The following is a 25,882-nucleotide window of genomic DNA, read 5'->3' as shown; positions in this document are numbered from 1 at the left end:
TTAGACAAACGGAAATCTATAAAAGAAACAGACAATGAATATATTGCATTACATTCGCTCCCTCTTTAACCCGCATAAGAACGCTCCGGCATCGGAAAAACAAAAAGAGACCCGGGACGTGACTTTCGAAAAAATCCTGTTGGCCAAGGCAAACGGAGAAACGCTGCATTTCCACATCGTGAAAGACGGCAACTCCGGATTCATTGTCCGTATAGGCAACCTGCAAGGTTTTACTTCCTATAAAAATATGCCTTGGAGATACAGTTCTCTCGAAGAATGGAAAGCGGTCTCCCCTTATTTAGCGGAAGTCTCGTTTACCGGAAAACTGTTTTCGGTGAATCCTGCCCGCAAATCATTTATCATCGACGCCCTGCCTTACGAACGAACTTCTCCCGCTCTCGAAACCAATCGCGTATATACAGGCATCATTTTAAACAAATCGGCCAAAAATATAAAGGTCGAACTCGGTAATAATTTTAATTGGGAATACGGATCTTTACAAGGGGTGATTCCCTTCGATACGATAAGCGGGGGCAGTGAATCGCTACAAAACCTTCGTCCGGGAGAAACCCGTTTCGTTACGTTCTCTTCCTACAATAGCCCCAAACGCAAAAAGGCGATCGTAACGCAAGCGGCAGTCGATATACAATCGACTCCGAAAGACGATAGCGCACCACAACCGGCGGCGCCTCCCAAAAAAGAGAAAGAAAAATTGACGAAAGAGGAAATACAATCGCTTAAAGAATACGTAGGAACAGCGCAACCCGTCACGATTTCCGCCCATCCGTATAATGGGCGGACGTATATGCTGAACGAACGGTACAGATGCTTACTCGAAAATACGGAAGCGTTTTATGGAGAAAAACAAAACCAAGTGCGCGAATATCTCCGGACAAAGAATATCGGGGATAAAATCGATTGCGAGGTGTTGGCTATAAATGAAAAAACAGGCCTGATGACCATCCGGCTTAATGAGCAAACAGTCGCAGGATTATAAATGGACAATGGACAATTCATACTTCATACTTCATACTTCATAATTCATACTTCATAATTGTCCATTGTCCATTGTCCATTGTATTACGGGAACCGGTACACAATACTATTGATATTCATTCCCGCGCCTACCGACGCCAATACAATCGTATCACCCGCGCCCAGGTCATGAGTCGGCATTTCTTCACGAACAATTAAGTCGAGCAGCGTAGGAACAGTCGCCACAGACGAATTACCCAACCAGGAAATTGTCATCGGCATAATTTCTTCCGGCACCTCGTTCACGCCATACAGCTTAAAAAGCCGGCGGAGGATGGCATCGTCCATCTTACCGTTCGCCTGATGAATCAGTAATTTTTTCACGTGCGATATATGCAAATTCAGTTTGTCGAGTCCGGCCTTGATTGCCTTCGGCACATTTTCCAATGCATATTGATATAAACGGCGGCCGTTCATCTTCAAATAATACTCTTTCTTTGCCGCCAGTTCCGGGTTATAAGAATACCCCATCCGGAGCATTTGCGAATAATCCAAAGAGTCGCTTCGGGAATTATGCCCGATAACCCCGACAGGCGATTCGCTTTCGCGTCCTTCCATAACAACAGCGCCGGCGCCATCGGCATAAATCATACTGTCGCGATCGTGCGGGTCGGAAATGCGCGACAACACATCGGCCCCTATCACCAACACTTTTTTCGCATCGCCCGAACGGATATAATAATCGGCCTGGATAACCGCTTGAATCCATCCCGGGCATCCGAACAAAAGGTCATATGCCACCGCATCCGGGTTGGCAATGCCCAGTTTTTGTTTCACCCGCGAAGCCATGGTCGGCAATACATCGATACGGATATTATCGGGATACGTCTCTCCAAAATTATGCGCAAAAATGATATAATCGAGCTCTTCCGCATCGATTCCGGCCGACTCAATGGCACGTTGAGCAGCTATAAGGGCCAAATCGGATGTCGCCTGGTCATCTTCGGCATAACAACGCTCGGAAATGGTCGTTATCTCCTCGAATTTCTGCACGATCTGGTCATTGGGTGTCGCGATATGCTCTCCGGAAGAATCGAGAAAAACATTCTTAAGAAATGCTTCATTTTTCACCTTCTTCGTAGGGACATAACTTCCCGTGCCGGTAAATACGCTGTATATTTTTTTCATCTTATGCTATTAATAAATTTTCTACTCCAAAATTCAACTGCAAAGGTAAATAAAAAATCAATATCAATCTCCCATCCATCAGCATCAATCTACCTACCTTCCGGCAAATTTCAAGCAAGCGGGCCGATACACCGGAATATCCTGCTGCGTATCTTCCAACAAACCGGTCTGCCGGTCGATGCGGAACACCTGTATCCGGTTTTCATCGCGACAGGCAACCAGCAACCATTCTCCGCCCGGCGTGATGACAAAATTACGGGGATGTTTTCCCGTGGGTTGATACCCTGTTTGGGTAAGAGTGCCGTCTTCCCCGTTAATCGAAAAGATGGCGATGCCGTCGGCCTGCAAACGATTGGATGCATACAAAAAACGACCGTCCGGCGACACGTGGATATCGGCACTGCCCCGGGCGCCGGCAGTATCGGCAAGAATGGTCTGCTTCGACAATAAATCACCTTCATTATAATCAAATACCGTAATGGCGCCGGACAACTCGCCCAATACATATACGTATTTGCCGGCCGGATCGAAATCGAAATGCCGGGGCCCCGTGCCCGCGGGCAATGAAAATTTGACTAAACTGCCGCGGGAAATAGCCGGTTGCCCTTCGAAAACAGAACCGATCGTTTCAAACCGGTAAAGATGATCGGTTCCCAAATCGGAGGCGAACAGGTATCTTCCGTCGGGCGAATAACGCACCGAATGAATATGCGGCTTTTCCTGACGCGTGGAATCGGGGCCCGACCCGCGGAACACAATCAATAAATTGACCTCCGACAACCGTCCGTCTTCATCGACTTCAAAAGAGGAAACACTGCCGCCGCTGTAATTAGCCGTCTGCACGCTCCGCCCCGAACGGTCGGCGGTCACATAACAAGGCGCTGCTCCGCCGGTTTTTTGCGAATTAAGCAACCGAAGCATTCCCGAGCGTTTATCGAAAGAAAAAGCATGAACCGAGCTGTTTTTTTCATCCTCTTCGCTCACGGCATACACAAAGCGCTCGTCGGGGCTTAACGCCAGATAAGAGGGATTCGACACTTCGGCCATACTCACCGAGTCGGCCTTGCCCGATGTCTTATCGAAGGTGTATACATACATTCCCTGGCTTCCTCCCTTAGCGGTATACGTGCCCACGAGCAAAAACAAATCGCTTTCCCGGAGATTGAGAAACTTTGCCGAGTCCGCAGCATCACGTTGCGCACGCTCTTTACCGGAATGACTGTTTTTACACGAAAACATCAGGGCGCTAACCATAAAACTTGCTATAATAATTCTATTTATTTTCATTCTTATCAGTTTAGATGCTAAAGTAGTATATTTTTTGCAAACCACCGCCTTTTTTATATCCTTATTCATCATTCATTTACGTTTCACAAGTTATTTCGTATGAAAGTTTGCAGTTTACTGTTTGCCCCTTGCCGCTCCTTGCAAAACTTGAGTAATTCCTAATTCATAATTCATCATTCATCACTCATAATTCATCATTCATCATTCATAACATTTGTATATGTGAAAGAGTCTGCTTATTTTTGTCCCCGAAATTGATATACATATTATTTTGAACTGACTTATTAACTATGCTTACGAAAATTTTATCCGTATCGGGGCGACCCGGTCTCTATAAACTGGTTTCCACCGGAAAGAACCTGAATATCGTTGAATCGCTTGCCGATGGAAAACGAATTCCCGTGTATGTTCAGGAAAAAGCCGTCGCCTTGAGTGATGTTTCCATTTACACGGCCGCAGACGATGTTCCGTTGAAGGAAGTATTGACGAAAATAAAAGAGAAGGAAAACGGCAATCCTGTTACTATCGGCGCGAAGCCTTCCAATAAAGAATTGTTCGACTATCTTGAGCAAATCCTCCCCGATTACGATACCGAAAAAGTATATGCTTCGGATATAAAAAAGCTCCTTTCGTGGTATAACATTCTTGTGGAACATGGCATCGACTTTGAAAAAGCTGAAAAAGAAGAGGAGGCGGAAGGAAAGTCAGATGACGGGGAGACACCCGAAGAAAATTAATTTTCCCCGGGTCTTTTATCAAAATAAACTTTATCTTTGAGCATCTTTAAAATCGTATAAAAGTTGAACATAAAAGATCTTGTAATACGGGCAGGTGCAGGTGCCATCTATGTCCTGCTCGTGCTGTTCGGTATATTGGGCGGCCGGTTTTCGTTCGTCGTCGTCTTCGGCTGCATTACCGCTGTGGCGCTGTATGAATTTTACCGGATGATGGAAAAGAATACATCGCATGCCATCAGCAAGATATTGAACATTACGGCAGGCGTCGCCATCTTTTTATCCGTCTATCTTTATTTGGAAGGGATCTGTCTTTATGCCCTTTCCGCAACGATATTCGTTTACCTGCTCGCCTTGTTCGCTTCCGCCATCTTCATCCGAAGGAACGATATTCTTTATGCAATCATTTATTCGGTGTTCGGACAAATCTATATTACGCTGCCGATGAGTTTGCTCATGCTCATTTCCTATCGTTATAACATGGTATTCTCCGGCTATCACTATGCGTCGGTATTAGCCATTTTCGTTTTCCTATGGGTCAACGATACCGCGGCTTACTTTTTAGGTTCACTCTTTGGCAAACACAAACTCATCGATCGGATATCTCCCAAAAAATCGATCGAGGGCTTTATCGCCGGGATTGTTTTTACCGTAATCGCCTCTTTTATATTCGCCCATCAATATCCCCTTTTCTCCTATTGGATTTGGATAATCTTCGCCCTTATCACTTCTCTCGCGGGAACTTTAGGCGACCTCTTCGAATCGCTCATCAAACGAACTTGTGAAGTAAAAGACTCCGGAACGCTCATCCCGGGACATGGCGGCATCCTCGACCGCATCGACAGCCTTCTTATCGCCATACCTGCCGTATATTTATTCCTGATCACCTTTCATTCTTTCTGAAACAAAACGACAAAATCGATGGACTGTTTGTCGCTGCAGCTTCCGTTTGTTACGGGGGGTGCCTCAAGAGTAAAAACCGAAATGCTCCTGTTTACGATTTAGACATGACCTCCCGCGAAACGGGGAGGGGTTAAAGAGTTTGCAGTAATCGGTTTTATAATTGATTTCCCCTTATCTGCTGCCGAACGAACAAAAATAAGTTCGAAAATGTTTAATTAACGTAGATTTCCTACCGCAATCGCAAAATATGGGGGTAATGGAAACGAAAGAGCGAAGAACAAGTCAGTATGACAATTTAGAGTAATCTGGTTTTATGAGGGCAAGAGAGAAGTAATTCACTTTTTTAAAACATCAGGATATGGATAAAAAAACAATTGGAACAAATGCCGGAATTATATGGGGCTTATTAAGTAACAACGAGAAATGGGATATATCCCGATTAGCCCAGGCCGCGGGGTTGGCTGAAAAGGATATTTATGCGGCAATCGGTTGGTTGGCTCGCGAAAATAAAATAGAAATTGAAGAGGGTCCCGATCATCAGGACAACTTCTATTTGGTAATAGAATATTATTTCTAACAGACTATTATGAAAATTGAAAGTCCGGAGCGAATAGCTTCCGGACTTTTTTTTTGGGAAAAAGACAAACAGGAAATAAGGGCATTCCCTGTCACATAATGTTTTTTTCACGCAGATGAAGTTGCCACTTCCAAGCCGAAGCCATCGTATCCTCTATGGTTTCGCGAGCCGTCCATCCCAATACGTTATTCGCTTTTTGGGGATCAGCCCATATCTGCTCGATATCTCCTTCGCGCCGACCGACAATCTTATAATTTAACGGGTGCCCGGTGACTTTCTCAAACACGCGGATTAATTCGAGAACCGATAACCCTTTGCCGGTTCCTAAGTTGAAAATCTCCACCTTCTCATCCGATTTGTCCTGCAACATGCGCTCGATAGCGATCACATGCGCTTTGGCTAAATCCACGACATTAATAAAATCACGGATACACGATCCGTCGGGGGTATCATAATCATCGCCGAACACACTCAGTCGTTCACGAATGCCGATTCCCGTTTGGGTAATATAGGGAACGAGATTTTGCGGAACGCCTAACGGTAGCTCCCCGATTTTGGCCGACGGATGCGCCCCGATAGGATTGAAGTAACGCAGGATAATGCTCTTTATCGGAGCGCCCGAATGCACAAAATCCTGAATAATCTCTTCATTAATCTGCTTCGTGTTGCCATAAGGGGAAGTAGCCGGTTTGATCGGCGCATTCTCATCTATCGGATTCCGATCGGGTTCGCCGTAAACGGTGCATGAGGAAGAAAATACGATTCCTTTAACGTTATGTTCGGGCATCAACTCCAATAAGTTCAATAGCGACACGATATTGTTCCGGTAATATACAAGCGGTTTCTGTACCGACTCCCCGACCGCCTTGCTCGCGGCGAAATGAATCATTCCGTCGATACCGGGATGTTTGTCGAATACGGCTTTCAGAGCCTTCCGGTCGGTACAATCCTGGTTCTCAAACGCGGGCCGTTGACCGGTAATGGCCGTAATGCCTTCGATAACATCCGCATTGGAATTCGACAAGTTATCGACAATAATGACTTCGTAACCTGCCTGCTGCAACTCTACGACGGTATGCGAACCGATATAACCGGTGCCTCCCGTTACAAGTATTTTTTTTGCCATTCTGATTTTATTTATTTCAAGATTTATTTGTGAGATGCAAAAATACTAAAATAAAAATGATTTCTTCATTAAAAAATCATCTCTATCCTATTAAAATCATAGGATACTTTTTAGATACAAGGGATACAGCCAGTTATAATTCTAATGATTAAATAAATTTCAATTTCTCATCTTTGTATTTTTAAAATATAGTACCAACGCACAAAAATAAATTAACCTTATAAGAGTCTTTGGCTAGGCCCTTTTCCTGAAATAATTAAGAATACAAATATATGCTAGAATATGGACTTAGCGTTTAGTCTCAATTGTTCGACATCAATCGGCACTTAATGTTAAATATCAAAAATGATATTGTTTATATCATTTTTAGTAGCTTTCATAAAATTCCGACCAATATCTTTGCAGTGTAAAATCAGATAACCAAAAAATGCAGGCTTGTTTTGAATGGACGTTAAATGCATCATTCTTTTACTTTCTGAATTTTACTGTAAAAATAAAATTCCAATATTTAGCCATTTTGAAGAATGACACCAAAAAATCAAAATATTGTTTTGCAGGCAAGTCCTTATAAGAATAGGAGAATAAAGGTTAATATCCCCCCCCCCCCCCCCCATTTACATTTATTAACTTAATATATCGGTTTCTAAATACAGTAATCAGAGATTTAAAAAGAGTATCTTTCGAATATAGGATAATCTTTGAGAGTCTTCTTTTACGACTTTGGAACTGCAGAAAGTCCTCTGGAGATTTACGGTATCGTATTTCTCCGAAAGTAGCTGTTGATTACTTTAGTTTATTATTCTACAAGTTGACAAGAATCTTCATCCTCCTCCGAAATAAATATTGGAACTATAGAATAAATTTCTTCTCGTTACTTTTATTATTCTGCGAATCACCGCCTGATATTCGGTGGGGGACAGAAATAGAAATATATATTGATGATCACTTCGATTGTGTTTAATCATCCTAAATAAATCATCATGTTTAAAAATTACAGATAAAAAATCTTTTAAATTTTACAAAATGAATGATCTTCTTTAAAAAATTGCTCTATTCACCATTAAAAAGGATTCAAAATAAGCATTAATGATCTAAACAAATGAAATTAGTAAAGTATTAATCTAAACAAATGAACAAATGAAATGAAAAGAAAAATTAATCTTTTATTATGCATCACTATTCTCTTTCCTTTGTCTTTGATAGCACAGCAAGTTCAAGTGAAAGGAAAAGTAATAGAAGCAGAAACCAACGAACCTTTGCCGGGCGTCAGCATTGTAGTGGATAAATCTACTAGAGGGGTTACGACTGATGTGGATGGCACCTTCGAAATTCGAGTATTACCTACGGACAAATTGGTTTTCTCCTTTATTGGTATGAAGTCTGAAACTATTGAGGTTGCTAATAATACGTATTTGGAAATAAAAATGAGCCCCGTTGCCGGTGAATTGGAAGAAGTAACGATTGTCGCATTTGGGAAACAAAAAAAAGAGAGTGTAATCGGCTCGATAACTACAGTTAATCCTGCCGTATTAAAAGTTCCTTCAAGCAATCTTACTACTGCTTTTGCGGGGCAGATGGCTGGTATAATTGGTTATCAGCGCAGTGGGGAGCCAGGTGCAGATAATGCGGATTTTTTTGTAAGAGGTATTACTACATTTGGCACTAATCGGAATCCACTTATTCTTATTGATAATATCGAGTTATCAACGACGGACTTGGCACGCCTTCAACCCGACGATATTGCTAGTTTTTCGGTCATGAAAGACGCTACTGCCACAGCCTTATATGGAGCACGGGGGGCTAATGGCGTTATCCTTGTGACTACCAAGCAAGGAGAAGAAGGGCCTGCTAAAGTTTCGTTTCGAGTAGAGCAATCTCTTTCTACGCCAACACGTAAAGTCAAGCTTGCTGATCCGGTGACATGGATGCGTTTAGCTAATGAAGCAGTTCAGACGCGAGATCCTCTAGGCTCTGTACCATTTACAGAAGAGAAAATAGATAATACGATTAATGGGACAGATCCGCTGCGTTATCCGGCAGTAGATTGGATGGGAATGTTGATAAAAGATAATGCTATCTCACAGCGTTACAATTTGAATGTGAGTGGCGGAGGCTCCAGCCATCGCTATTATGTAGCGGGTTCTTTCAACCATGACAATGGCATAATGAAAGTAGACAAGCGACAGAATTTTAATAATAATATTGACAATAAATCGTACTCATTGCGTTCTAACGTAGAGTTGAAACTAACTAAGAGTACAAATATGAATGTACGACTCAGTGGTTCTTTTGATGATTATAGTGGACCATTGACTAGCGGAGCAGATATGTTTAAAAATATCATCAAAGCCAATACAGTATTATTCCCTGCTTATTACCCTCCGACATCCAAAACCAGCAGTATCAAACATATCATGTTCGGAAATAAGGATAACCTATATTACAACCCTTATGCTGAATCGGTGAAAGGTTATAAAGAACGCAACCGTTCTCAATTATTAGCGCAAGTGGAATTAAATCAAAAATTAGATTTCATTACTGAAGGATTATCTATAAGAGGCATGTTGAATGTATCGCGGCTCTCCCAATTTTCAGTGAGTCGATTTTACACACCCTATTGGTACGAACTCTCCGGAAAAGATATGGAAACGGGAGAATACAATTTATACAATACTAATACAAACGGTACAGATTGGCTTGATTATAGTGAAGAGAACGTAGATAAAGTAACAAATTCCACTTTTTATACAGAATTAATGGCTAACTATAATCGCACTTTTGAGGATCATGGAATCAGCGGTTTATTAGTAGGTATAGCCCGTCAATCGCTTGATGCAAATACTGGAAGCCTGCAAATGTCCTTACCCCATCGTAATCTTGGCCTTTCAGGGCGTTTTACCTACTCTTATACCAACCGATATTTTTTAGAATTCAATTTTGGATACAATGGATCGGAACGTTTTCATCGATCCCATCAATTTGGTTTTTTTCCGTCAGCAGGTATCGCCTGGAACATTTCCAATGAGCCTTTTTGGGCGCCTTTTAAACAAAAGGTGAACAATTTCAAACTACGTTATTCATATGGCCTAGTAGGGAATGATCAAATCGGGGCAGATTATGATCGTTTTTATTATCTTTCCGAAATGAATATGTCTGACCCAAATCGAAGAATGACATTTGGAAAAAAATTAGGAGAGTGGCAAAATGGTATCTCTGCTAAAAGGGAGGCAAACCCTAATATCGGATGGGAAATATCTTATAAACAAAACTATGCTGCTGAATTAGGATTGTGGAATGATTTGTCGCTTATAATAGAATATTTTCATGAAAAGCGAACAAATATACTTATGGACAGAAGTTATGTTCCTCAAACAATGGGGTTGCCTTATATTATAAAAGCTAATGTGGGCGAAGCTAGCGGATATGGAACTGATATCAGTTTAGAATATCAGAAAAGTTGGGCTAAGGATTTTTGGACATCTGCTAGGGCGAATTTCACATATGCTAGTAGTAAATTCGATATATACGATGAACCCGCATACAAAGAGCCGTGGCGTTCAAAAGTAGGTAAACCGTTAGCTCAAGAATGGGGATATATCGCAGAACGTTTGTTTGTTGATGATGCAGAAACATTAAGTGCTCCCCTTCAGGAAATGACGGCATATAAATATGGAGGAGGAGATATTAAATATACTGATGTAAATGGTGATGGTAAAATTACCGAAGCTGATAAAGTACCTATTGGACTTCCCACAACTCCCGAAATTGTATATGGTTTTGGATTTTCTGTTGGGTACAAAGGATTCGATGCTTCGGTATTTTTCCAGGGACTTTCCAACGAATCTTTTTGGATAGATGCCGAATATACATCTCCTTTTGTGAACAATACTCAACTACTTCAAGCTTATGCCGATAGTTATTGGTCCGAAGGAAATGGGAATATCTATGCTACATGGCCTCGATTAAGTTATGATATTAATAATAACAATATTCAGAAAAGTACTTGGTTTATGCGTGACGGTACATTCTTACGCCTAAAACAAGCAGAATTAGGATATACTATTTCAGGTAAATGGAAACAGAAGCTACACATAAAGAATATGAGATTCTATGTAAGTGGAACAAATCTCTTGCTCTGGAGCCGCTTCAAACTTTGGGATGTAGAAATGGCTGGAAATGGGTTGGGATATCCCATACAACGTGTTATAAATGTAGGACTTAACTTTACGTTTAATTAAGAATAAATCGTTATGAGAAATAATATGATAAAAAAGAATCGAAAATTACCACTCCTGTTAATTTTTTTATTAGCATGTTCATGCAACGACTATCTAAATGTCGTTCCTGAAGGCACGGCCACACTTGAAAATGCATTTAGTATGCGTCAACATACATTGCGATACTTATACACTTGCTATTCCTATTTACCAAGCAATTACTTAGGAGCGAGCATTGATATTATGGGTGGGGATGAAATATGGGTAAAAGATAACCCCCAATTTACACAAGATATCTCCCGTGATGCAAACAAGGTTGCTAGAGGAATGTTAACATCCACCAATAACTTAATGGGAACGTGGCAAAACTACTATGCTGCTATTCGCGATTGTAATAATTTTCTAGATGGTATTGAAACTTTTGAAGTTCCAGACCTAATGGAGTTTGAGCGACGTCAGTGGATCGCAGAAGTAAAAGTATTAAAAGCTTATTATCATTTTCTTCTGTTGCGCCAATACGGTCCGATTCCCATCATTAAGAATAATTTGCCAATATCAACCGACGTAGCAGGTGTTCAAATCCCCCGTAACACAGTTGATGAAGGATTTGATTATATTATGGAATTGTTCCAAGAAGCTATCCCTGATCTTCCTGCTCAAGTAAGGTCTGAGGCTTCTGATTTAGGTAGGGTTACGCTGCCCATTGCTACCGCTTTAAGAGCACAGGTTGCAGTGACTGCTGCGAGTCCTCTTTACAATTGCAATTCGGAATTTGCCCCCATGAAGAATAAAGACGGAACGCAGCTTTTTACTCAAGATCAAGAAAAACGTTTGGAGAAATGGCAAAGGGCGGTTAAGGCTTGTCAAGAGGCAATTCATGTGTGTATAGATTCACTTGGAATGGAACTTTATCATTACCCCGGTGATCCTAAGTATAAACTTTCAGATACAATAAAGCAACAAATGACTCTTCGTCAAGCATTTTGTGAAGATTGGAACAATGAAGTCATATGGGCTGACACACGCCATTGGATATCAACCTTACAAAATCGTGTTTTGCCTATCACATTAAATCCTTTGACCGATTGGGCTCCTGGAATGAGTGAAACATTTTCGATTCCATTACAGATAGCCGAAATGTTTTATTCTGAAAATGGAGTGCCTATTAATGAAGATAATAAATGGGACTACGACACTCGATATACGTTACGGCGCGCCGTTAAAGAAGAAGGCCTTTATATTCGGTCCGGAGGCGAAACAGCTAGGCTAAATTTTGAACGTGAACCAAGATTCTATGCATGGCTCGGCTTCCCACAAGGAATTTGGTACGGCTCCGGTTCATATGACGATAATAAACCTAGTAATCTCTTTAGTCATCCTGAAATTAAAGGATTAAGGAAATCAGAAAAAGATTCTAACGAACCCACTGGCTATGTGCCAAAAAAATGGGTACACTATCAAACACTGCAACCGGCTTCTTTACAAATTAGTATTTATAGTTATATCTGGCCAAAATATAGATTGGCTGAGCTATTACTTTTTTATGCCGAAGCTCTTAATGAAGCGAGTGATACCCCAGAAGCTCGTAATAAATCCATGGAATATATTGATATGATTCGTACTCGTGCAGGATTGAAATCCGTTGTGGAATCATGGACGCTATATTCTAACAACCCTGACAAATATAAGACGCAAGAAGGACTTAGAGAAATCATCCATTGCGAACGATTAATTGAATTGAGTTTTGAGGGAAGTAGATTTTGGGATTTACGCAGATGGAAAACGGCTAGAGTAGAACTAAATAAGCCCATTCAAGGATGGAGATTATTTAATACCGACAATGCCGATATATATAAGCCAATGACTATTTTTAATCAGAAATTTGGATTAAAGAATTATTTCTGGCCTATCTCGGAAAGCGAATTAATGAAAAATATGAATTTAGTACAAAGTTTAGGATGGTAATTTTTAATTTAAATTATTATGAATGATAAGTTTAAAAATATTTGTATTATACTAATTACAATAATCATACTCAATATCCTATGCTCTTGCGAAGAAAGTAAGCCCCTAGTTTATTTCGATGAAGATGCTCCAGCACCCGCAATGATTGATGTAACAACAGTTTTAGTAGAGAATCTAGCAGGTAAAGCGATATTAAAGTACGCAGTGCCAAACGATGAAAATTTATTATATGTAAAAGCTGTATGTGAGATGTCTCCAGGAGTTGAACGTTCTGCACAATCATCACGCTTTGTAGATACATTGACGCTTGAAGGCTTTGCAGATGCAGGAGATTTCCCGGTCAATTTATATACCGTTGGGAAAAACGGAAAAAAATCCGAACCGCTTGTCGTAACGGTATCTCCTCACACCCCTCCTCTTATCGAGGCTTTCCCTTCACTAAATATGATTGCTACATTTGGAGGAATCGAGGGGCATTTCGAAAATTTATACAAAGAAACTCTCAAAGTTGTATTAATGGCTGATACAGCAAATACCGGAGAGCGGACTTTCTTGCAATCGTTCGTAATCAATAATCCGAATGCCGTTTTTTCTATCAGAGATTTACCCTCTAAGCCTGGCAAATTTTATGTTTATTTGATGGATCGCTGGGGAAATAAAACAGATTCGAAAGAGTATGTCCTTACCCCATTATTTGAGAAAAAACTGGATAAATCTTTATGGAAAGAAAACAAATTACCATCTGATTTTAAGAATACATTAGAAAATAATTTTTGGGGATATCAATTTACCGGATTGTTTGATAACACTATTTGTCCAATAAACGGATGGCAAAATACATTTATTCCAGAAGTACGTCCTTTACCGAGTTTTTTTACCATTGATCTAGGCATTACGGCAAAGATATCTCGATTTAATCTAGTTCCTTTCTGGAATTATCTCTATCGCGATTATCCTCGGACTTTTGAAGTTTATGGTACGACTAGCAGAAATCCTGGCGATGATCTTGATGGAGAGGAATGGAAACTTATTGGGAAATATGAATCTTATAAGCCATCAGGACCAGACCCGTCCGTAATTACTGCAGAAGATAGAGCTTTCCTCTGGCCCAACGGTGAGAATTTTGATGTAAAACCATCCGATTTTCAACTAGATCCTTATTTTCCAGTTAGAATGATACGGTTCAAAATTACAAGTCTTTGGCACGAAGAAGAGAGGTATTCTTATGATGAACTAACCATTTGGGGCGAAGAGGTAGAAGAATAAATAGGAGATTAATAACATATTAATTTTTATCCAAATGAAAAAAATAAATCATATAAAAAATAATCATCAAAAAAACACGATACTTTGTATTGTCTGTGCTTTTATTGTATTGCTATCTTGTAAAGATCAGGATGTAATGTTCAAAGAATATGTTGTCGAAGGGGGCATTTCCTATTTAGGAAGTGTTTCAGGCCTCACGTCTCGTATCGGATTTAACCGATTGGAAGTCAATTTTAACGTAGTTGACATGAAAACAACTAAGGTAGGGATTTATTGGAATGACTACCAAGATTCAGTCATGGTAAATATAGGCAAACAAAAAGTTATTCATCAAATAATCGAATTACCTGAAGGAGAGTATTCACTGTTTGTAAAATCTTTTGACGAAAAAGGTAATTCTTCCAATGCTGCTGAATTAATTACCCGAACAGTTGGTAATGACTACCTTGTATCTCTTGCTCATCGTGGTATTAAATCGAAGAGTACAACTTTTAAGGACGACCTGTCTATTGAGTGGTTAAATCCTGACCCTGTAAATGGTGCACGCTTTACGAATTTAATTTATACGGCAACAGATGGAAAACTAAAACGATTACGAGTAGATAATGGGACAACTTTTACTTCAATTAATGACTATAAGCAAGGAACAACTTTTAAGAGAGTTACGTATTATAGCCCAGACAACAAATGGCTCGATTCTATAGTGCCTCCTGCAGTAGACGAAGTCTCATTAATGATTGATAAAAAACTAGGTGGAATTATAGAATACTCGTCACAAAGTGGTAATAATGTCGCATCTAATTTTTATAACGGAAACTTTGGAGATACTTGGTTGACAAATAATAATTATCCTCAATATATTACCGTTGACCTCGGTCGAGAAATCCCTGTTTCTGGTTTTGGGATATGGCCATCTTATCAAATGACGGGAGGTAAAGCAGATCCCAGAGCACCAACTAGTATCAAATTTGAAAGTAGTCTTGACAATATAGATTGGAGACCACTCGCAAATTTTGACTATGATAATAGCTTGTATTATAACATGAGGCTTTTTAATGTACCTATTACTTTAGCTCGTTTCGTACGTTTTTCAGGTGTAGAATGTTTATCCGCTCCTATATATTCGGAGAGCATCGGTGGTGAGGGAACAAAAGAAATGAGTCTTGCGGAATTAGATGTTTTTTTTCAGATACTAAATTGATCTTTGTATCAATAAAAAATAATCATTCCTACTTTGATTTACATTGGCTTTATTTGTATATTTAATGTCAATAAGAAGGAAAATAGAGTGTTTTTTTACTTGCTTTATTTTCCTTCTATCCCATTAATAAACATAATATGTATTTAAAACGAGATGATAATGAAAAATATTAACGAAAAAGTGTACCTTTTTTTATGTCTTATAACTTTCTTTCTGTTTTTTCTCCAAGGAGAAGTACAATCTCATTCTATACAAGAGAAAGGAAATAAATGTCATAAGCGTTCTAACGCATGGATCTGCAAAACAGATATAGCAAATTTGGATAGTAGCGTGACAAATAAGCAACAAAATGTTGCAAAGAGAATTAGCGAAACTGTAGCCGTTATGACTTATAATATATATGGAGCAAGGCCGAATGGTATACAAAATATAGAAGAAATTGCAAAAGTTATAACACAAGTAAATCCTGATTTAGTAGCTTTGCAAGAAGTTGATAAATATACACAGAGAAATGCCCATATAGGTGATGTCGCAAAACGACTTGCGGAAATAACAGGAATGCACTATTTTTTCTCCAAAGCTATAGATTTTGACGGTGGTGAGTATGGAGATGCGGTATTATCTAAATTACCGATAAAGGGAACCAAAAGTTATATGTTAGGAACTACGCCGGAATTACCAGGCGAAAATCGATCTGTTGCTCGAGTTACTGTTGAGAAAGGAGGTACTGAATTTTATTTTATCAGTACTCATTTTGATCATCTGAATAAGGAGACTAATCGAGTGAAACAAGCAAGAGATTTTGTCAATATTTTAAAGAAATTAGACAAGCCCGTTATTGTAGGCGGAGATTTGAATGATGTCCCAGACTCTAAGACTATAAGCATTTTACGTGAGCATCTATTATTTGGAGACAGAAATGATTTGAATTCGTTTACATTTCCTACATCTACACCGAGTCAAACGATTGATTATTTAATGTATTTTCCGAATTCTGCTTTTAGAATTAACTTGTACAGGGTATACACTCCGGCCTCTATAACATCTGACCATTTTCCGGTTATAGCTATTTTTAAAATCAATTCAAAATGATATTTTATTTTTTTGTATAATAATGTGAACTCGATATAACAAAAGCGGTTAATTATTAAGCCTATAGCTGGAATTTATTATTTCATAATTCATGAGTTTTTCAAAGAATTTGACGTCCTCATTAGGGATTATTCGCTGCGACAAGCAAAAATCAAGGAAAAGGAACTGTAAATTCACGATATCTCAAAGTGAAGTGATGACTATTTGGGTTCTAGTCCAGAACCGGGCATTCAAAAACTAAAAAGTTTCTATATAATACAATAGATGACTTTGTTGAAAAAGACAAGTTACCTACAGCTTAGGTCGAACTCACGTTAATCAAATTTCATTATCTGAAAAAAAAATTTTTTGATTTGAATGGGCAACATGACTAAAATAAAACAACGTATCTTTGCGGAAAAAACGACGCGATGTATCCTATTGACAAATTACGCGAAGAAGCTGCTTTGAAAGCGCCGGAGTGGATCGCCTATTATAAAAAGAACCGTAAAAGACTGATGAAAATGAATCGCGAGCTTCTGTCGTTGCACGAAGAAGCGTCCAACGAAATCGATTGCCTGCAATGCGGAAACTGTTGCCGGCATCTGGGGCCGAGAATCCTTGAAAGGGACATCGACACGCTTGCGAAAGCTTTGCGCATAAAGCCGGCAGCTTTTATCGACGCTTATTTACGAATCGATGAAGACCGCGATTGGGTATTTAGCGCCGAATCTTGTCCTTTCCTGGGAGAAGATAATTATTGCGCCGTTTATAAAGACCGGCCGAAAGCTTGCAGGGATTATCCCCATACCGACCGGAAGAAATTTCATCAGATTTATGCTTTATCGGTAAAGAACGCGTCTTTTTGCCCCATCGTTTTCCGCGTCCTGGAACAATTAAAAGGATTATAATCGAAAAAATAACCGGGAGCATCGTTTCGAACAATGCCCCCGGATACAGTCTTAAATCTGGAATCTGGAATCTGGAATCTGAAAATCACAACTCCTTCAGTAATTCCTCCACAGCACGCTTCAATTGCAGGTCATCGGCGCTCAACAACGATTCCGGCGTATTATAAACCTCCACGTCCGGTTCCAACTGCGTATTTTCCAATACATGCCCCTTCATATCCACCACCGTTACTTGCGGAATGCCGAAAACAAGCGAAGGATCGATTTGCTGCTCCCACCATACGGCCGTCATTGTTCCGGGAACAGGGGCGCCGACCAATTTACCGATACGCAATTCTTTATACAGCCAAGGAAAACCATGCGCGTTGGAATAGTTGCTTTCTCCCATTAATACAATGGAGGGTTTGGTCCATTTATTAAACGGATCACTTCCGATATACTGCCCGCGCGGTTTAAATTGCTGATACTCTTTGCCGCTTAACAAGGTGGCCAGATCGTCATGCAGCCAACCGCCTCCATTGAAGCGGGTATCGATGACGACCGCTTCTTTATTGCGGTATTTCCCGAGTAACTGCTGATAAACGTCACGAAAACTGCTGCTGTTCATCCCCTGGATATGGATGTAAGCAATACGCCCGGCGGAATATTTATCGGCCAACACTTCGCGTTGCTCTACCCAACGGCGATACAACAGCTCGTTTTCTTGTCCTTGGGAAATCGGTTTGACAAATTCCTCGAAACGATCGCCGGAGTCGGGTGTATGGGCAGATAAGAGTACTCGTTTTCCGACTTTTCCGTCCAGGAGATGCCAATAGGTTTTCCCGGCCTCAATCGATTTTCCGTCTATTTTATCGATGACGACTCCCGGTTTCAGTTTAGAATCGGAACGAAGCAACGGACTACCCTTCATTATTTCTTTGATCTTCAATCCGTCGCCGTTGTAATCTTTATCCCAAAAGACGCCCAAAGCGGCCGTTTCCCATCGGGTCTTGGGTGCGCCATAGCGGGCGCCGGTATGCGAAGCGTTCAGTTCGCCCAACATCTCGGAGAGCATTTCGGAAAAATCGAAATTATTATTAATATGAGGCAAAAAACGCTGATACGCATCCTTATACATTTCCCAATCGATACCGTGCAGATTTTTATCGTAGAATTTATCCTTTACTTGTTTCCACGCATGTTCAAAAATATAGTTCCGTTCTTCCGCGCTGCGATAATTGAATGGGGCTGCGAAGGACACGTTCGTCACTTTTCCTCCGGCGATTTTTTTAATGACGCCTTGCGACACCAAAAAGATATTCTTGCCATCCTTATCGGCAATCAGCCTTCCCGCTCCCACGTCTTTGCTGAGTATTTTGGTCGAATTTTCAAGAAAATCCTGTTCCCATAAGTCATAACCCTTTTCAAAACGAGCCAGATAGTACAATTTCGTTCCTTCTTTATTCAGATACGCATCGGCCAGATTGGACGAATGCCGGGTCAGGCGTTCCACCCGGTAACGGCGGTTATCCAAATCAAAATCCAAAGGCTCTGCCGCTTTCGTGGAATCCTTTTCGGCCTCTTTCGTCTTGTCGTCCTCTTTTCCTTTATCTTTATCTTTATCTTTCTTCTTCTGCTCTTTTTCGAGTTCTTTTTTCAATTCACGTTCTTCCTTCGTCAACTTAAAGTCATCGTACGCATCGCCCGTAAGGAACATCAGATAGACATCATCCTGCGCTCCCCAACTTCCATGGCTACGGTAACCGGCCCTGTCGGAAAAGAAAAGAATCGCTTTGCCGCCGAGCACCCATTTGGCTTGCACATCGGTGTAGCCGCTCTCGGTCAAGTCGGTTATTTGTCCGCTTCCATCGGCTTTGATAAGAGCGACATCTTTATTGTTCCATCCTCCGACACCGATATAATCGGATAGGATCCATTTACTATCGGGTGACCATTGATACCATTGATCGCCATCGCTGTACGAATAATTAAACTTTCCATCCATTACTTTCCTCGATGTATTGGAAGCCAAATTCAACACTCGGATTTCCGACCGGTTTTCCAAATAGGCGATTTCTTTGCCGTCGGGCGAAAAAAGCGGTTGGAATGCCGATGTGGCCGTTTGGGTCAATTGCGTTTCTTTCAATTCCTTCGCATAAACAAAATACGAATCGTCTTTCCGTACAAGATCGGTTTTGTATACATTCCAAATATTCCCCCTTTCGGAAGAATACACCAGCGAACGTCCGTCGGGACTAAAATCCACGTTTCGTTCCTGCTCGGGGGTATCGGTAATTTGTTTTGTCGAAGAAAACTCAACGGAAGTAACGAAGACATCGCCTCGGGCAATAAAGGCGATCTCTTTTCCATTGGGAGATACGGCGATGGAAGTGGCCCCTGCCGTCAACGTTTGTTGCAACAAATCGCGCTCGAAATCATCGGAGACAATCTCGATAGAAATCTTTTTCGGTTTCCCGTTATTGGGCAAATAATACAATTCGCCATTAAACGAAAAGCAAAGATTATCTTTCTTGTCGGCCGACAAAAACCGGACCGGATGATCCTTGAAGTTCGTGATCCGCACGGGGGATCCGCCTTCCAGCGGGGCCTTATACACATTAAAGGATCCGTCTTGCTCGCTCAAATAAAAATAGCTCCGACCGTCGGAAGACCACACGGCATTGCGATTCTCGCCTTTAAAACCGGAGAGTTTCCTGTGCGAGCCATCGGCGCTATCGTATAACCAGACATCGCGTGTGACCGACGAAGTATGATGCTTACGCCAGGTATCTTCATATCCCTTTTTATCGGTATACAAATACTTTCCGTCTTTTATCGACACATCTTCGAAATGAAATGGCAGGAACATTTCGGGGCGGCTCGCCTGTAAATCCACCTGATATAATTGTGTAAATATACCGGATGGGAACTGTTGATTATCGATATGGGGTTGTATATTTGCGCTAAACAGTACTGTTTGATTATCTTGAAAAGCGGCGGGATATTCATTCGCCGAATGGGACGTCAGGCGGGTTGCCGTTCCTCCGTCTTTCGATACGACAAACACATCGAAACTTCCCTCGCGATTGGACGCAAAGGCCATTTTCTGCCCGTCCGGTGACCATACCGGTTGGGTATCATGCGAAGGATGCGAGGTAATCTGATTCGCTTTTCCTCCGCCCACCGAGACCGTGTAAATATTGCCTTTATAGGTAAAGGCAATCTCCGACCCATCCGGAGAAAGAACACTATTTCTTAACCAAAGAGGCGCACTATGCCCTTGCATTGCTATGAGAAAAAAAAGAAGCAATGCCGAAAATAAAGATCTTTTCATTATACTTGCAATTTTAGAAACGATTTATCGTTATTACTGACTCGATAAAATAATTAATCGTGCAAATATACCGAATTGTCTCGAAATCAAAAGGCGAAAAATTCTATTTAATTTACAAAATCCGGTTTATTGATGTATAATGTGTTATATTTGTAAACGATTCGTAATTGAATTACCCGGATATATTTTTCTGCTATGACCTATGACATAAAGACATACTATCGTAAAGAAGATTTGCCGGTATTACCGGATGTGAATTTCTTCCATCATGCTTCCTCGTTTGATTTGTATAAAGGCATCGCTTATTACCAGCCCTTTATGCTTGTTATGTTTGATGAGGAGAAACCGATAGCCGCTATGTTTGCCGTAATCATGCGCACGAACCGCTTCCTTTACGGTTCGTTGTTTAAACGCTGCCATATATCGCAACAACCGGCTTTCTTCGAAACAAACCTCCCGAGAATCGAGATTTTCAATCAACTCATCACCCGTTTGGTGAAAGAGGTTCGCAACAAAGTCTTTTTTATCCGATACGAAAATATCGGCGATGCGATTTTCGGATATAAAGGATTTCGTGAAAATCGCTTCTATTCGGTAAAATGGATCAACATCCGCAATTCGCTGCAACGGAAAAGAAAAGTGTGGAACCAACTTTCGGCTTCGCGTAAGAATCAGGTCAATCGTGCAAAACGAAAGCATGTTGTTCTGGAAGAACTCACATCCGAAAATAAAATGCCGGAAATCTATCAACTGATCGTCGAGACAACCGATTGGCGGCTGATTAACCGTTTCCCGCCCTATTTGTATTTTGAAAACTTTTTCCATTACTACATCAAACAAAATAAAGGGAAGATTCTGTTAGCACGCTATCAGAACAAAATTATCGGAGGCATTATTCTCGGGTTCGACAAAAAAACGGTGTATTGTATTTATTATTGGGCGAAAGCGAAAAGATACAAGACGTTATATCCTTCTATCTATACCATTTACTCGGCAATGAATATCTCTGAAAAAAAAGGATTTGAATATTTCGATTTTATGGATACCGGATTTATCAATGAAAAAGCCGGAAAACCCCGATTTCTGCTCCAATTCGGCGGTAAACAACGCGCCACGCGTCGATGGTACCGCTTCAATTGGAAATTACTCAATTTCTTTGCCAATAAAATCTACGATTAAAAGGAGGAAAAAGCAAAATACATTGCAAACAAAAGTAAACAAAAAGCCGAAAAACGCCATAAACATCCCGATAAGGTTAAAAAACAAGAAATATGCGGTTTTTTTCTCGAATATATTTGGAGATATCGTCAAAGCACCCTATATTTGCATCGTGTTTTTCATGGTATTAGATTTAAGGTTAACAATGAAGATTGGTTGTCGTGAGACAACCTTTCCTTTTTTATATACTTCCCATTCTCTAGCCTCTAATTTCCAACCTCCAACCTCCAGTTTATTTATATTTCTCCCACAAAGCTTCCTGAATAATTTCTTTAGAACGTTCCACTAATTGCGGTATGTCGGTTTCGGATAATGACTCCGTCGGGATAGGCGGATGAATAACGAGTTCGAGCGTGCCGGGAGTAAACAGCAGGGTATTTCGACTCATTACATCAAAAGGCCCATTCAACGTGAGCGGAACGACAGGTAACTTCATATCATACGCAATCTGAAACGCACCGCGACGAAAGCGCCCCATTTTTCCGGTGTGTGTCCGGGAACCTTCCGGGAAAAGCATAATGGAAACGCCATCGACAATCTTCCGCTGTGCTTGAAAGATCGTTTTTGCACGGGCTCCGGGACTGGAGTTGTCGACAAACACATGTCCGGCCATCTCTGAGGCAAATCCCACAAAAGGAATATTCCTCAGACTTTTCTTTTGCACCCATTTAATATTTTGATTCAAGTAACCGTACACTAAAAAAATATCGAAAGCGCCCTGATGATTCGCGATAAAAACATACGATTGATTCGGATCGAGATGTTCCCGCCCACGAACTTTTATCCGGCACAAAGCTAAACGACACGTAATTTTCGACCACCATTTCGGCGGATAATATCCCCAGAACTTGCTCCCGAAAACAGGTGCAAAAATCATGACGGTCAAGGCCGTCATGAACGTACTGATAATAAAAAGAGGAACAAAAACAATCCACTGGTATACAAAACAGAGGCCTTTTTTTAGAAATTTCATATTCTTCTATATTGATACGACACAAAAATAAACAATTTATATTCTCATCAAAAAAAATGAAGCTTTTGTTCTCGTACGGCTATCGTCCGTCCAGGAACATCCGCATGGTCATTCCTTATAACGAGAGAAATTCGGATCTCAGCAACGCCATAATCAAAGCGTCCCTATATTTTCCATTCACATAAAACGCTTCTTTCAACAAACCTTCTTTTTTGAAATGACATTTTTCGTAGATATATACGGCTTTTGCATTATCCGGATCGGCATATAAAAAGACTTTATGCATATTCAACACTTTAAACGAATATTCGAGGGCCAATTTCGTGGCTTGTTGAGCATAGCCTTTCCCTTCATATTCCGGTGCGATAATGATCTGAAATTCACAATTCCGGTGAATGGTATTGATATCGATCAATTCCACCAAGCCTACACGTATTCCGTGCCCGTCTTCTACTATAAAGCGCCGTTCTGCCTGATCCAGGATATGGAGATCGTATATTTGAGTTAACTCATCCAACGAAAAAAAAGGTTCTTCAAACCAATATCTCATAATATTCGCATTGTTGTCCAACAAATGCACAAACAGCAAATCGCCTCTTTCAAGAGGCCTTATCTTTATTTTTTGAATATCACTCATATTCCAATTTTTATTTAACTTTCAAAAGAAGCCCGTCATTCCGCACCCGGCTCGATGCGGAATCCCTGATTAAAAACGATTACCAGCGGCAACCCTCTTTTTCCATTGCCAATTGTCAATTGTCAACTTCCCGCCTGCCGGCGAAGAAAGGCCAGTGCCTTTTCCATATCCTGAGGGGTATCGATCCCGATGGTTTCCCGCTCCGTAATTCCCGCTTTGATAGTGAATCCATTTTCGATCCAACGCAACTGTTCGAGCGATTCGGTCTTTTCTAAGGGCGACTGCGGTAGTTGCGTAATACGACGCAGCACATCGGCACGATAACCGTACACGCCGATATGCTTGTAAAAAACATGCCTGTCGAGCCATTCGCTGTGATGTGCGTCACGGACATACGGGATAACGGATCGACTGAAATAAACGGCTTCCGAACGATTATTCAACACCACTTTCGGGGATGCAGGATTGAATAAGGCTTCGAACCCGTCTTCTTTACGGAAAGGTTTTACCAAAGTCGCAATTTGTACGTCGGAAGAATCAAAGCAATCGACGAGCGTGCGTATTTGCTCAGGATGAATAAACGGTTCGTCGCCCTGTATATTTAAAACGACATCGAACGCACCGCCAACACGCTCCAATGCTTCCCGGCAACGATCCGTCCCACTTTTATGCGCCGGGGAAGTCATGACGGCTTTTCCCCCGAAAGCCGATACGGTATCGAGGATGCGGCGGTCATCCGTCGCAACCCATACCTCTTTCAACACTTTTTCCACTTGTTCATAAACCCGGCGGATCATCGGTTTGCCATCCATATCGGCCAACGGTTTGCCCGGATAACGCGACGAGGCATAACGCGCCGGAATAATCGCTACTATTTTCATTGTTTCATTACATATAATTGAAAGTTCTCATACCGTATCACCTTCACCGGTTCATCTTGTTCGATAAATCCCTTCACCGAAACGGCATCATACAACTCACCCTCGATACGTATCCGTCCCGACGGACGCAGGCCCGTGACCGAAACACCTATTTTGCCCACCATCGATGCCGGCTCCATCGAAACCGAAACCGTTCCTTTCTGATCGGCCAGCAACGCCACCTTCCGGAAAAAACCCGGTTTACCGATACGGCTCGACAAATAAACGATCAACACGGACCCAAGCCCCAATCCGGCGAAGACGATCACGAGCGCACGGAAAAGTTGCATCACGGGCAAACCGTCGAAATGAAACCGGATATTCCCGATAAGCGCTAATAGTAATCCGGAGACAATAAAAAGAATGCCGACGATTCCGGTCACCCCGAACCCCGGCACCACCAACAACTCGAACACCATCGCTATCAGACCCAACACAAAAAGCAAGACTTCCCAATTCTGGGCATATCCCGTCAGATAAAGCGGCGTAAAATAAAGCAAGGCCGCCGCGATGGCCACCGCCAAAGGAAAACCGACTCCGGGCGATTGCAACTCAAAGTAAATGCCGCCGATGATGAGCATAATCAGCAGCGACTGTATAATACCATTCATCAAAAAGCCCTTTATTCTATCGTAAAAGGTCGCGTTATAGGTTTTTAGTTCATAATCGTTGTATCCGAGATATTGCACGGCGACGTGATGGAGAGTAGAAGCTATGCCGTCGCAATACCCTAATTCCATCGCCTGTGCGGGAGTGAGCGTGAGAATTTGCGTGGAATCGGCATACCCGGGAACCACAATACGTTCATCCACCATCGCTTCGGCGACTTTCGGATCCCGGATCCATTGTATTATCGTATCCTTTCCCTCGACAAGGGTATCGTGCCCGTGGCTTTCTGCGGTAGCCCGAATGATCGCGCGCATATACGATTGGTATTTATCGGGCGCCTTAGCCCCGTCGGCGGCATTTACCACCGTTGCAGCCCCGATAGAAGCGCCGGGACGCATGAAAATCCGGTCACAGGCAATGGCTATAAGGGCTCCTGCCGATGCCGCGTTGTTATTGATGAATACATAGACCGGCAAAGGCGACTCTAAGATGGCCGTCCGCATGGAATTGGCTTCAAGAACCGCCCCTCCGTACGTATTCATATCGAGGAGCACACACTCTGCCTGCAACTGCACGGCTTCATGCAATCCGTTGCGCAGGTAAATCCATGTATTGCTTCCGATATTCTCACGTATGTTTATACGGTATATCAAGGGCTTAGCATTCTCTTGCGCCGAGGATACAAACCCTACGAAGAAGAAAATAAAAAGGATTGTCGCCCGAATATTTCTCATTCTTTAACATGTTTAAGGAACAAAGATACTATATTTTGAGGTTTATTCAATCTTTCA

General features: G+C 41.4%; 19 protein-coding genes. 11 read left to right on the top strand and 8 right to left on the bottom strand.

The genetic code is table 11. From position 1 onward, the window contains the following. Positions 1 to 34: 34 nt before the first annotated feature. On the top strand, positions 35 to 997 hold the full coding sequence (locus ABNK31_RS05295; protein WP_418894668.1) for a hypothetical protein: 963 nt from the start codon (positions 35 to 37) through the stop codon (positions 995 to 997). Between the two features lie 83 nt (positions 998 to 1,080). Here ABNK31_RS05295 and ABNK31_RS05290 read toward each other — a convergent pair whose 3' ends face one another. Both ABNK31_RS05290 and ABNK31_RS05285 read right to left on the bottom strand, forming a co-directional pair. Continuing rightward, entirely contained in the window at positions 1,081 to 2,163 is a 1,083-nt protein-coding gene (locus ABNK31_RS05290; RefSeq protein ID WP_418894667.1) for a 3-oxoacyl-ACP synthase III family protein, read from the bottom strand. A gap of 93 nt (positions 2,164 to 2,256) precedes the next feature. After that, complete coding sequence (locus tag ABNK31_RS05285) at positions 2,257 to 3,450, bottom strand: lactonase family protein (protein WP_418894666.1); 1,194 nt, start codon at positions 3,448 to 3,450, stop codon at positions 2,257 to 2,259. Positions 3,451 to 3,740: 290 nt separating this feature from the next. Between ABNK31_RS05285 and ABNK31_RS05280 the strand changes: the two genes are divergently transcribed. The 3 genes from ABNK31_RS05280 to ABNK31_RS05270 all read left to right on the top strand — a co-directional run bounded on the left by ABNK31_RS05280 (position 3,741) and on the right by ABNK31_RS05270 (position 5,664). Further along, positions 3,741 to 4,187, top strand: a complete 447-nt coding sequence (locus ABNK31_RS05280) for a DUF5606 domain-containing protein (protein ID WP_418894665.1) — start codon at positions 3,741 to 3,743, stop codon at positions 4,185 to 4,187. A gap of 63 nt (positions 4,188 to 4,250) precedes the next feature. Next, the gene (locus ABNK31_RS05275; protein WP_418894664.1) at positions 4,251 to 5,087 is read left to right on the top strand and encodes a phosphatidate cytidylyltransferase; all 837 of its coding nucleotides are present in this window, start codon (positions 4,251 to 4,253) and stop codon (positions 5,085 to 5,087) included. Positions 5,088 to 5,445: 358 nt separating this feature from the next. After that, complete coding sequence (locus ABNK31_RS05270) at positions 5,446 to 5,664, top strand: winged helix-turn-helix domain-containing protein (protein ID WP_418894663.1); 219 nt, start codon at positions 5,446 to 5,448, stop codon at positions 5,662 to 5,664. A gap of 91 nt (positions 5,665 to 5,755) precedes the next feature. Here ABNK31_RS05270 and galE read toward each other — a convergent pair whose 3' ends face one another. Continuing rightward, complete coding sequence (gene galE, locus ABNK31_RS05265; protein ID WP_418894662.1) at positions 5,756 to 6,790, bottom strand: UDP-glucose 4-epimerase GalE; 1,035 nt, start codon at positions 6,788 to 6,790, stop codon at positions 5,756 to 5,758. Positions 6,791 to 7,932: 1,142 nt separating this feature from the next. Here galE and ABNK31_RS05260 point away from each other — a divergent pair. The 6 genes from ABNK31_RS05260 to ABNK31_RS05235 all read left to right on the top strand — a co-directional run bounded on the left by ABNK31_RS05260 (position 7,933) and on the right by ABNK31_RS05235 (position 17,421). Then, positions 7,933 to 11,028 carry a SusC/RagA family TonB-linked outer membrane protein gene (locus ABNK31_RS05260; protein WP_418894661.1) on the top strand — a complete coding sequence of 1,032 codons (3,096 nt, stop codon included), beginning with the start codon at positions 7,933 to 7,935 and terminating at the stop codon, positions 11,026 to 11,028. Between the two features lie 12 nt (positions 11,029 to 11,040). Further along, positions 11,041 to 12,972 (top strand): RagB/SusD family nutrient uptake outer membrane protein, encoded by a 1,932-nt coding sequence (locus tag ABNK31_RS05255; RefSeq protein ID WP_418894660.1) that lies wholly within the window; start codon positions 11,041 to 11,043, stop codon positions 12,970 to 12,972. 18 nt (positions 12,973 to 12,990) lie between these two features. Beyond that, positions 12,991 to 14,238, top strand: coding sequence for a DUF4959 domain-containing protein (locus ABNK31_RS05250; protein WP_418894659.1), 1,248 nt, complete (start codon positions 12,991 to 12,993; stop codon positions 14,236 to 14,238). Between the two features lie 34 nt (positions 14,239 to 14,272). Beyond that, positions 14,273 to 15,439, top strand: coding sequence for a DUF4998 domain-containing protein (locus ABNK31_RS05245; protein WP_418894658.1), 1,167 nt, complete (start codon positions 14,273 to 14,275; stop codon positions 15,437 to 15,439). A gap of 159 nt (positions 15,440 to 15,598) precedes the next feature. Further along, positions 15,599 to 16,531: an endonuclease/exonuclease/phosphatase family protein gene (locus ABNK31_RS05240; protein WP_418894657.1), complete on the top strand. Its 933-nt coding sequence runs from the start codon at positions 15,599 to 15,601 to the stop codon at positions 16,529 to 16,531. A 410-nt stretch (positions 16,532 to 16,941) separates the two neighbouring features. After that, positions 16,942 to 17,421 (top strand): YkgJ family cysteine cluster protein, encoded by a 480-nt coding sequence (locus ABNK31_RS05235; protein ID WP_418894656.1) that lies wholly within the window; start codon positions 16,942 to 16,944, stop codon positions 17,419 to 17,421. Positions 17,422 to 17,506: 85 nt separating this feature from the next. Here ABNK31_RS05235 and ABNK31_RS05230 read toward each other — a convergent pair whose 3' ends face one another. Further along, a complete protein-coding gene (locus ABNK31_RS05230; RefSeq protein ID WP_418894655.1) occupies positions 17,507 to 20,734 on the bottom strand; it encodes a S41 family peptidase in 3,228 nt (1,075 codons plus the stop codon). A 195-nt stretch (positions 20,735 to 20,929) separates the two neighbouring features. Between ABNK31_RS05230 and ABNK31_RS05225 the strand changes: the two genes are divergently transcribed. Then, entirely contained in the window at positions 20,930 to 21,913 is a 984-nt protein-coding gene (locus tag ABNK31_RS05225; protein ID WP_321578966.1) for a hypothetical protein, read from the top strand. A 271-nt stretch (positions 21,914 to 22,184) separates the two neighbouring features. Here ABNK31_RS05225 and ABNK31_RS05220 read toward each other — a convergent pair whose 3' ends face one another. The 4 genes from ABNK31_RS05220 to ABNK31_RS05205 all read right to left on the bottom strand — a co-directional run bounded on the left by ABNK31_RS05220 (position 22,185) and on the right by ABNK31_RS05205 (position 25,825). After that, complete coding sequence (locus ABNK31_RS05220) at positions 22,185 to 22,925, bottom strand: lysophospholipid acyltransferase family protein (protein ID WP_418894654.1); 741 nt, start codon at positions 22,923 to 22,925, stop codon at positions 22,185 to 22,187. 115 nt (positions 22,926 to 23,040) lie between these two features. Continuing rightward, the gene (gene speG / locus ABNK31_RS05215; RefSeq protein ID WP_418894653.1) at positions 23,041 to 23,562 is read right to left on the bottom strand and encodes a spermidine N1-acetyltransferase; all 522 of its coding nucleotides are present in this window, start codon (positions 23,560 to 23,562) and stop codon (positions 23,041 to 23,043) included. A gap of 122 nt (positions 23,563 to 23,684) precedes the next feature. Further along, positions 23,685 to 24,443, bottom strand: a complete 759-nt coding sequence (kdsB, locus tag ABNK31_RS05210; RefSeq protein WP_418894652.1) for a 3-deoxy-manno-octulosonate cytidylyltransferase — start codon at positions 24,441 to 24,443, stop codon at positions 23,685 to 23,687. Further along, entirely contained in the window at positions 24,440 to 25,825 is a 1,386-nt protein-coding gene (locus tag ABNK31_RS05205) for an NfeD family protein (protein WP_418894651.1), read from the bottom strand. Before ABNK31_RS05205 ends, kdsB begins: the two co-directional genes overlap by 4 nt. Between the last annotated feature and the right edge of the window lie 57 nt (positions 25,826 to 25,882).

It is taken from the genome of Limibacterium fermenti (genome assembly GCF_041902845.1).
Taxonomy (GTDB): domain Bacteria; phylum Bacteroidota; class Bacteroidia; order Bacteroidales; family Dysgonomonadaceae; genus Limibacterium; species Limibacterium fermenti.
The sequence above is the reverse complement of the archived record's forward strand: the minus strand, read 5'-3'. Positions and strand labels throughout refer to the sequence as shown.

What these genes read in the sequence shown, in the direction of transcription:
- ABNK31_RS05295 (WP_418894668.1), top strand. Translation starts at nt 35, where the DNA reads ATGAATATATTGCATTACATTCGCTCCCTCTTTAACCCGCATAAGAAC.
- ABNK31_RS05290 (WP_418894667.1), bottom strand. Translation starts at nt 2,163, where the DNA reads ATGAAAAAAATATACAGCGTATTTACCGGCACGGGAAGTTATGTCCCT.
- ABNK31_RS05285 (WP_418894666.1), bottom strand. Translation starts at nt 3,450, where the DNA reads ATGAAAATAAATAGAATTATTATAGCAAGTTTTATGGTTAGCGCCCTG.
- ABNK31_RS05280 (WP_418894665.1), top strand. Translation starts at nt 3,741, where the DNA reads ATGCTTACGAAAATTTTATCCGTATCGGGGCGACCCGGTCTCTATAAA.
- ABNK31_RS05270 (WP_418894663.1), top strand. Translation starts at nt 5,446, where the DNA reads ATGGATAAAAAAACAATTGGAACAAATGCCGGAATTATATGGGGCTTA.
- galE (WP_418894662.1), bottom strand. Translation starts at nt 6,790, where the DNA reads ATGGCAAAAAAAATACTTGTAACGGGAGGCACCGGTTATATCGGTTCG.
- ABNK31_RS05260 (WP_418894661.1), top strand. Translation starts at nt 7,933, where the DNA reads ATGAAAAGAAAAATTAATCTTTTATTATGCATCACTATTCTCTTTCCT.
- ABNK31_RS05255 (WP_418894660.1), top strand. Translation starts at nt 11,041, where the DNA reads ATGAGAAATAATATGATAAAAAAGAATCGAAAATTACCACTCCTGTTA.
- ABNK31_RS05250 (WP_418894659.1), top strand. Translation starts at nt 12,991, where the DNA reads ATGAATGATAAGTTTAAAAATATTTGTATTATACTAATTACAATAATC.
- ABNK31_RS05245 (WP_418894658.1), top strand. Translation starts at nt 14,273, where the DNA reads ATGAAAAAAATAAATCATATAAAAAATAATCATCAAAAAAACACGATA.
- ABNK31_RS05240 (WP_418894657.1), top strand. Translation starts at nt 15,599, where the DNA reads ATGAAAAATATTAACGAAAAAGTGTACCTTTTTTTATGTCTTATAACT.
- ABNK31_RS05235 (WP_418894656.1), top strand. Translation starts at nt 16,942, where the DNA reads ATGTATCCTATTGACAAATTACGCGAAGAAGCTGCTTTGAAAGCGCCG.
- ABNK31_RS05230 (WP_418894655.1), bottom strand. Translation starts at nt 20,734, where the DNA reads ATGAAAAGATCTTTATTTTCGGCATTGCTTCTTTTTTTTCTCATAGCA.
- ABNK31_RS05225 (WP_321578966.1), top strand. Translation starts at nt 20,930, where the DNA reads ATGACCTATGACATAAAGACATACTATCGTAAAGAAGATTTGCCGGTA.
- ABNK31_RS05220 (WP_418894654.1), bottom strand. Translation starts at nt 22,925, where the DNA reads ATGAAATTTCTAAAAAAAGGCCTCTGTTTTGTATACCAGTGGATTGTT.
- speG (WP_418894653.1), bottom strand. Translation starts at nt 23,562, where the DNA reads ATGAGTGATATTCAAAAAATAAAGATAAGGCCTCTTGAAAGAGGCGAT.
- kdsB (WP_418894652.1), bottom strand. Translation starts at nt 24,443, where the DNA reads ATGAAAATAGTAGCGATTATTCCGGCGCGTTATGCCTCGTCGCGTTAT.
- ABNK31_RS05205 (WP_418894651.1), bottom strand. Translation starts at nt 25,825, where the DNA reads ATGAGAAATATTCGGGCGACAATCCTTTTTATTTTCTTCTTCGTAGGG.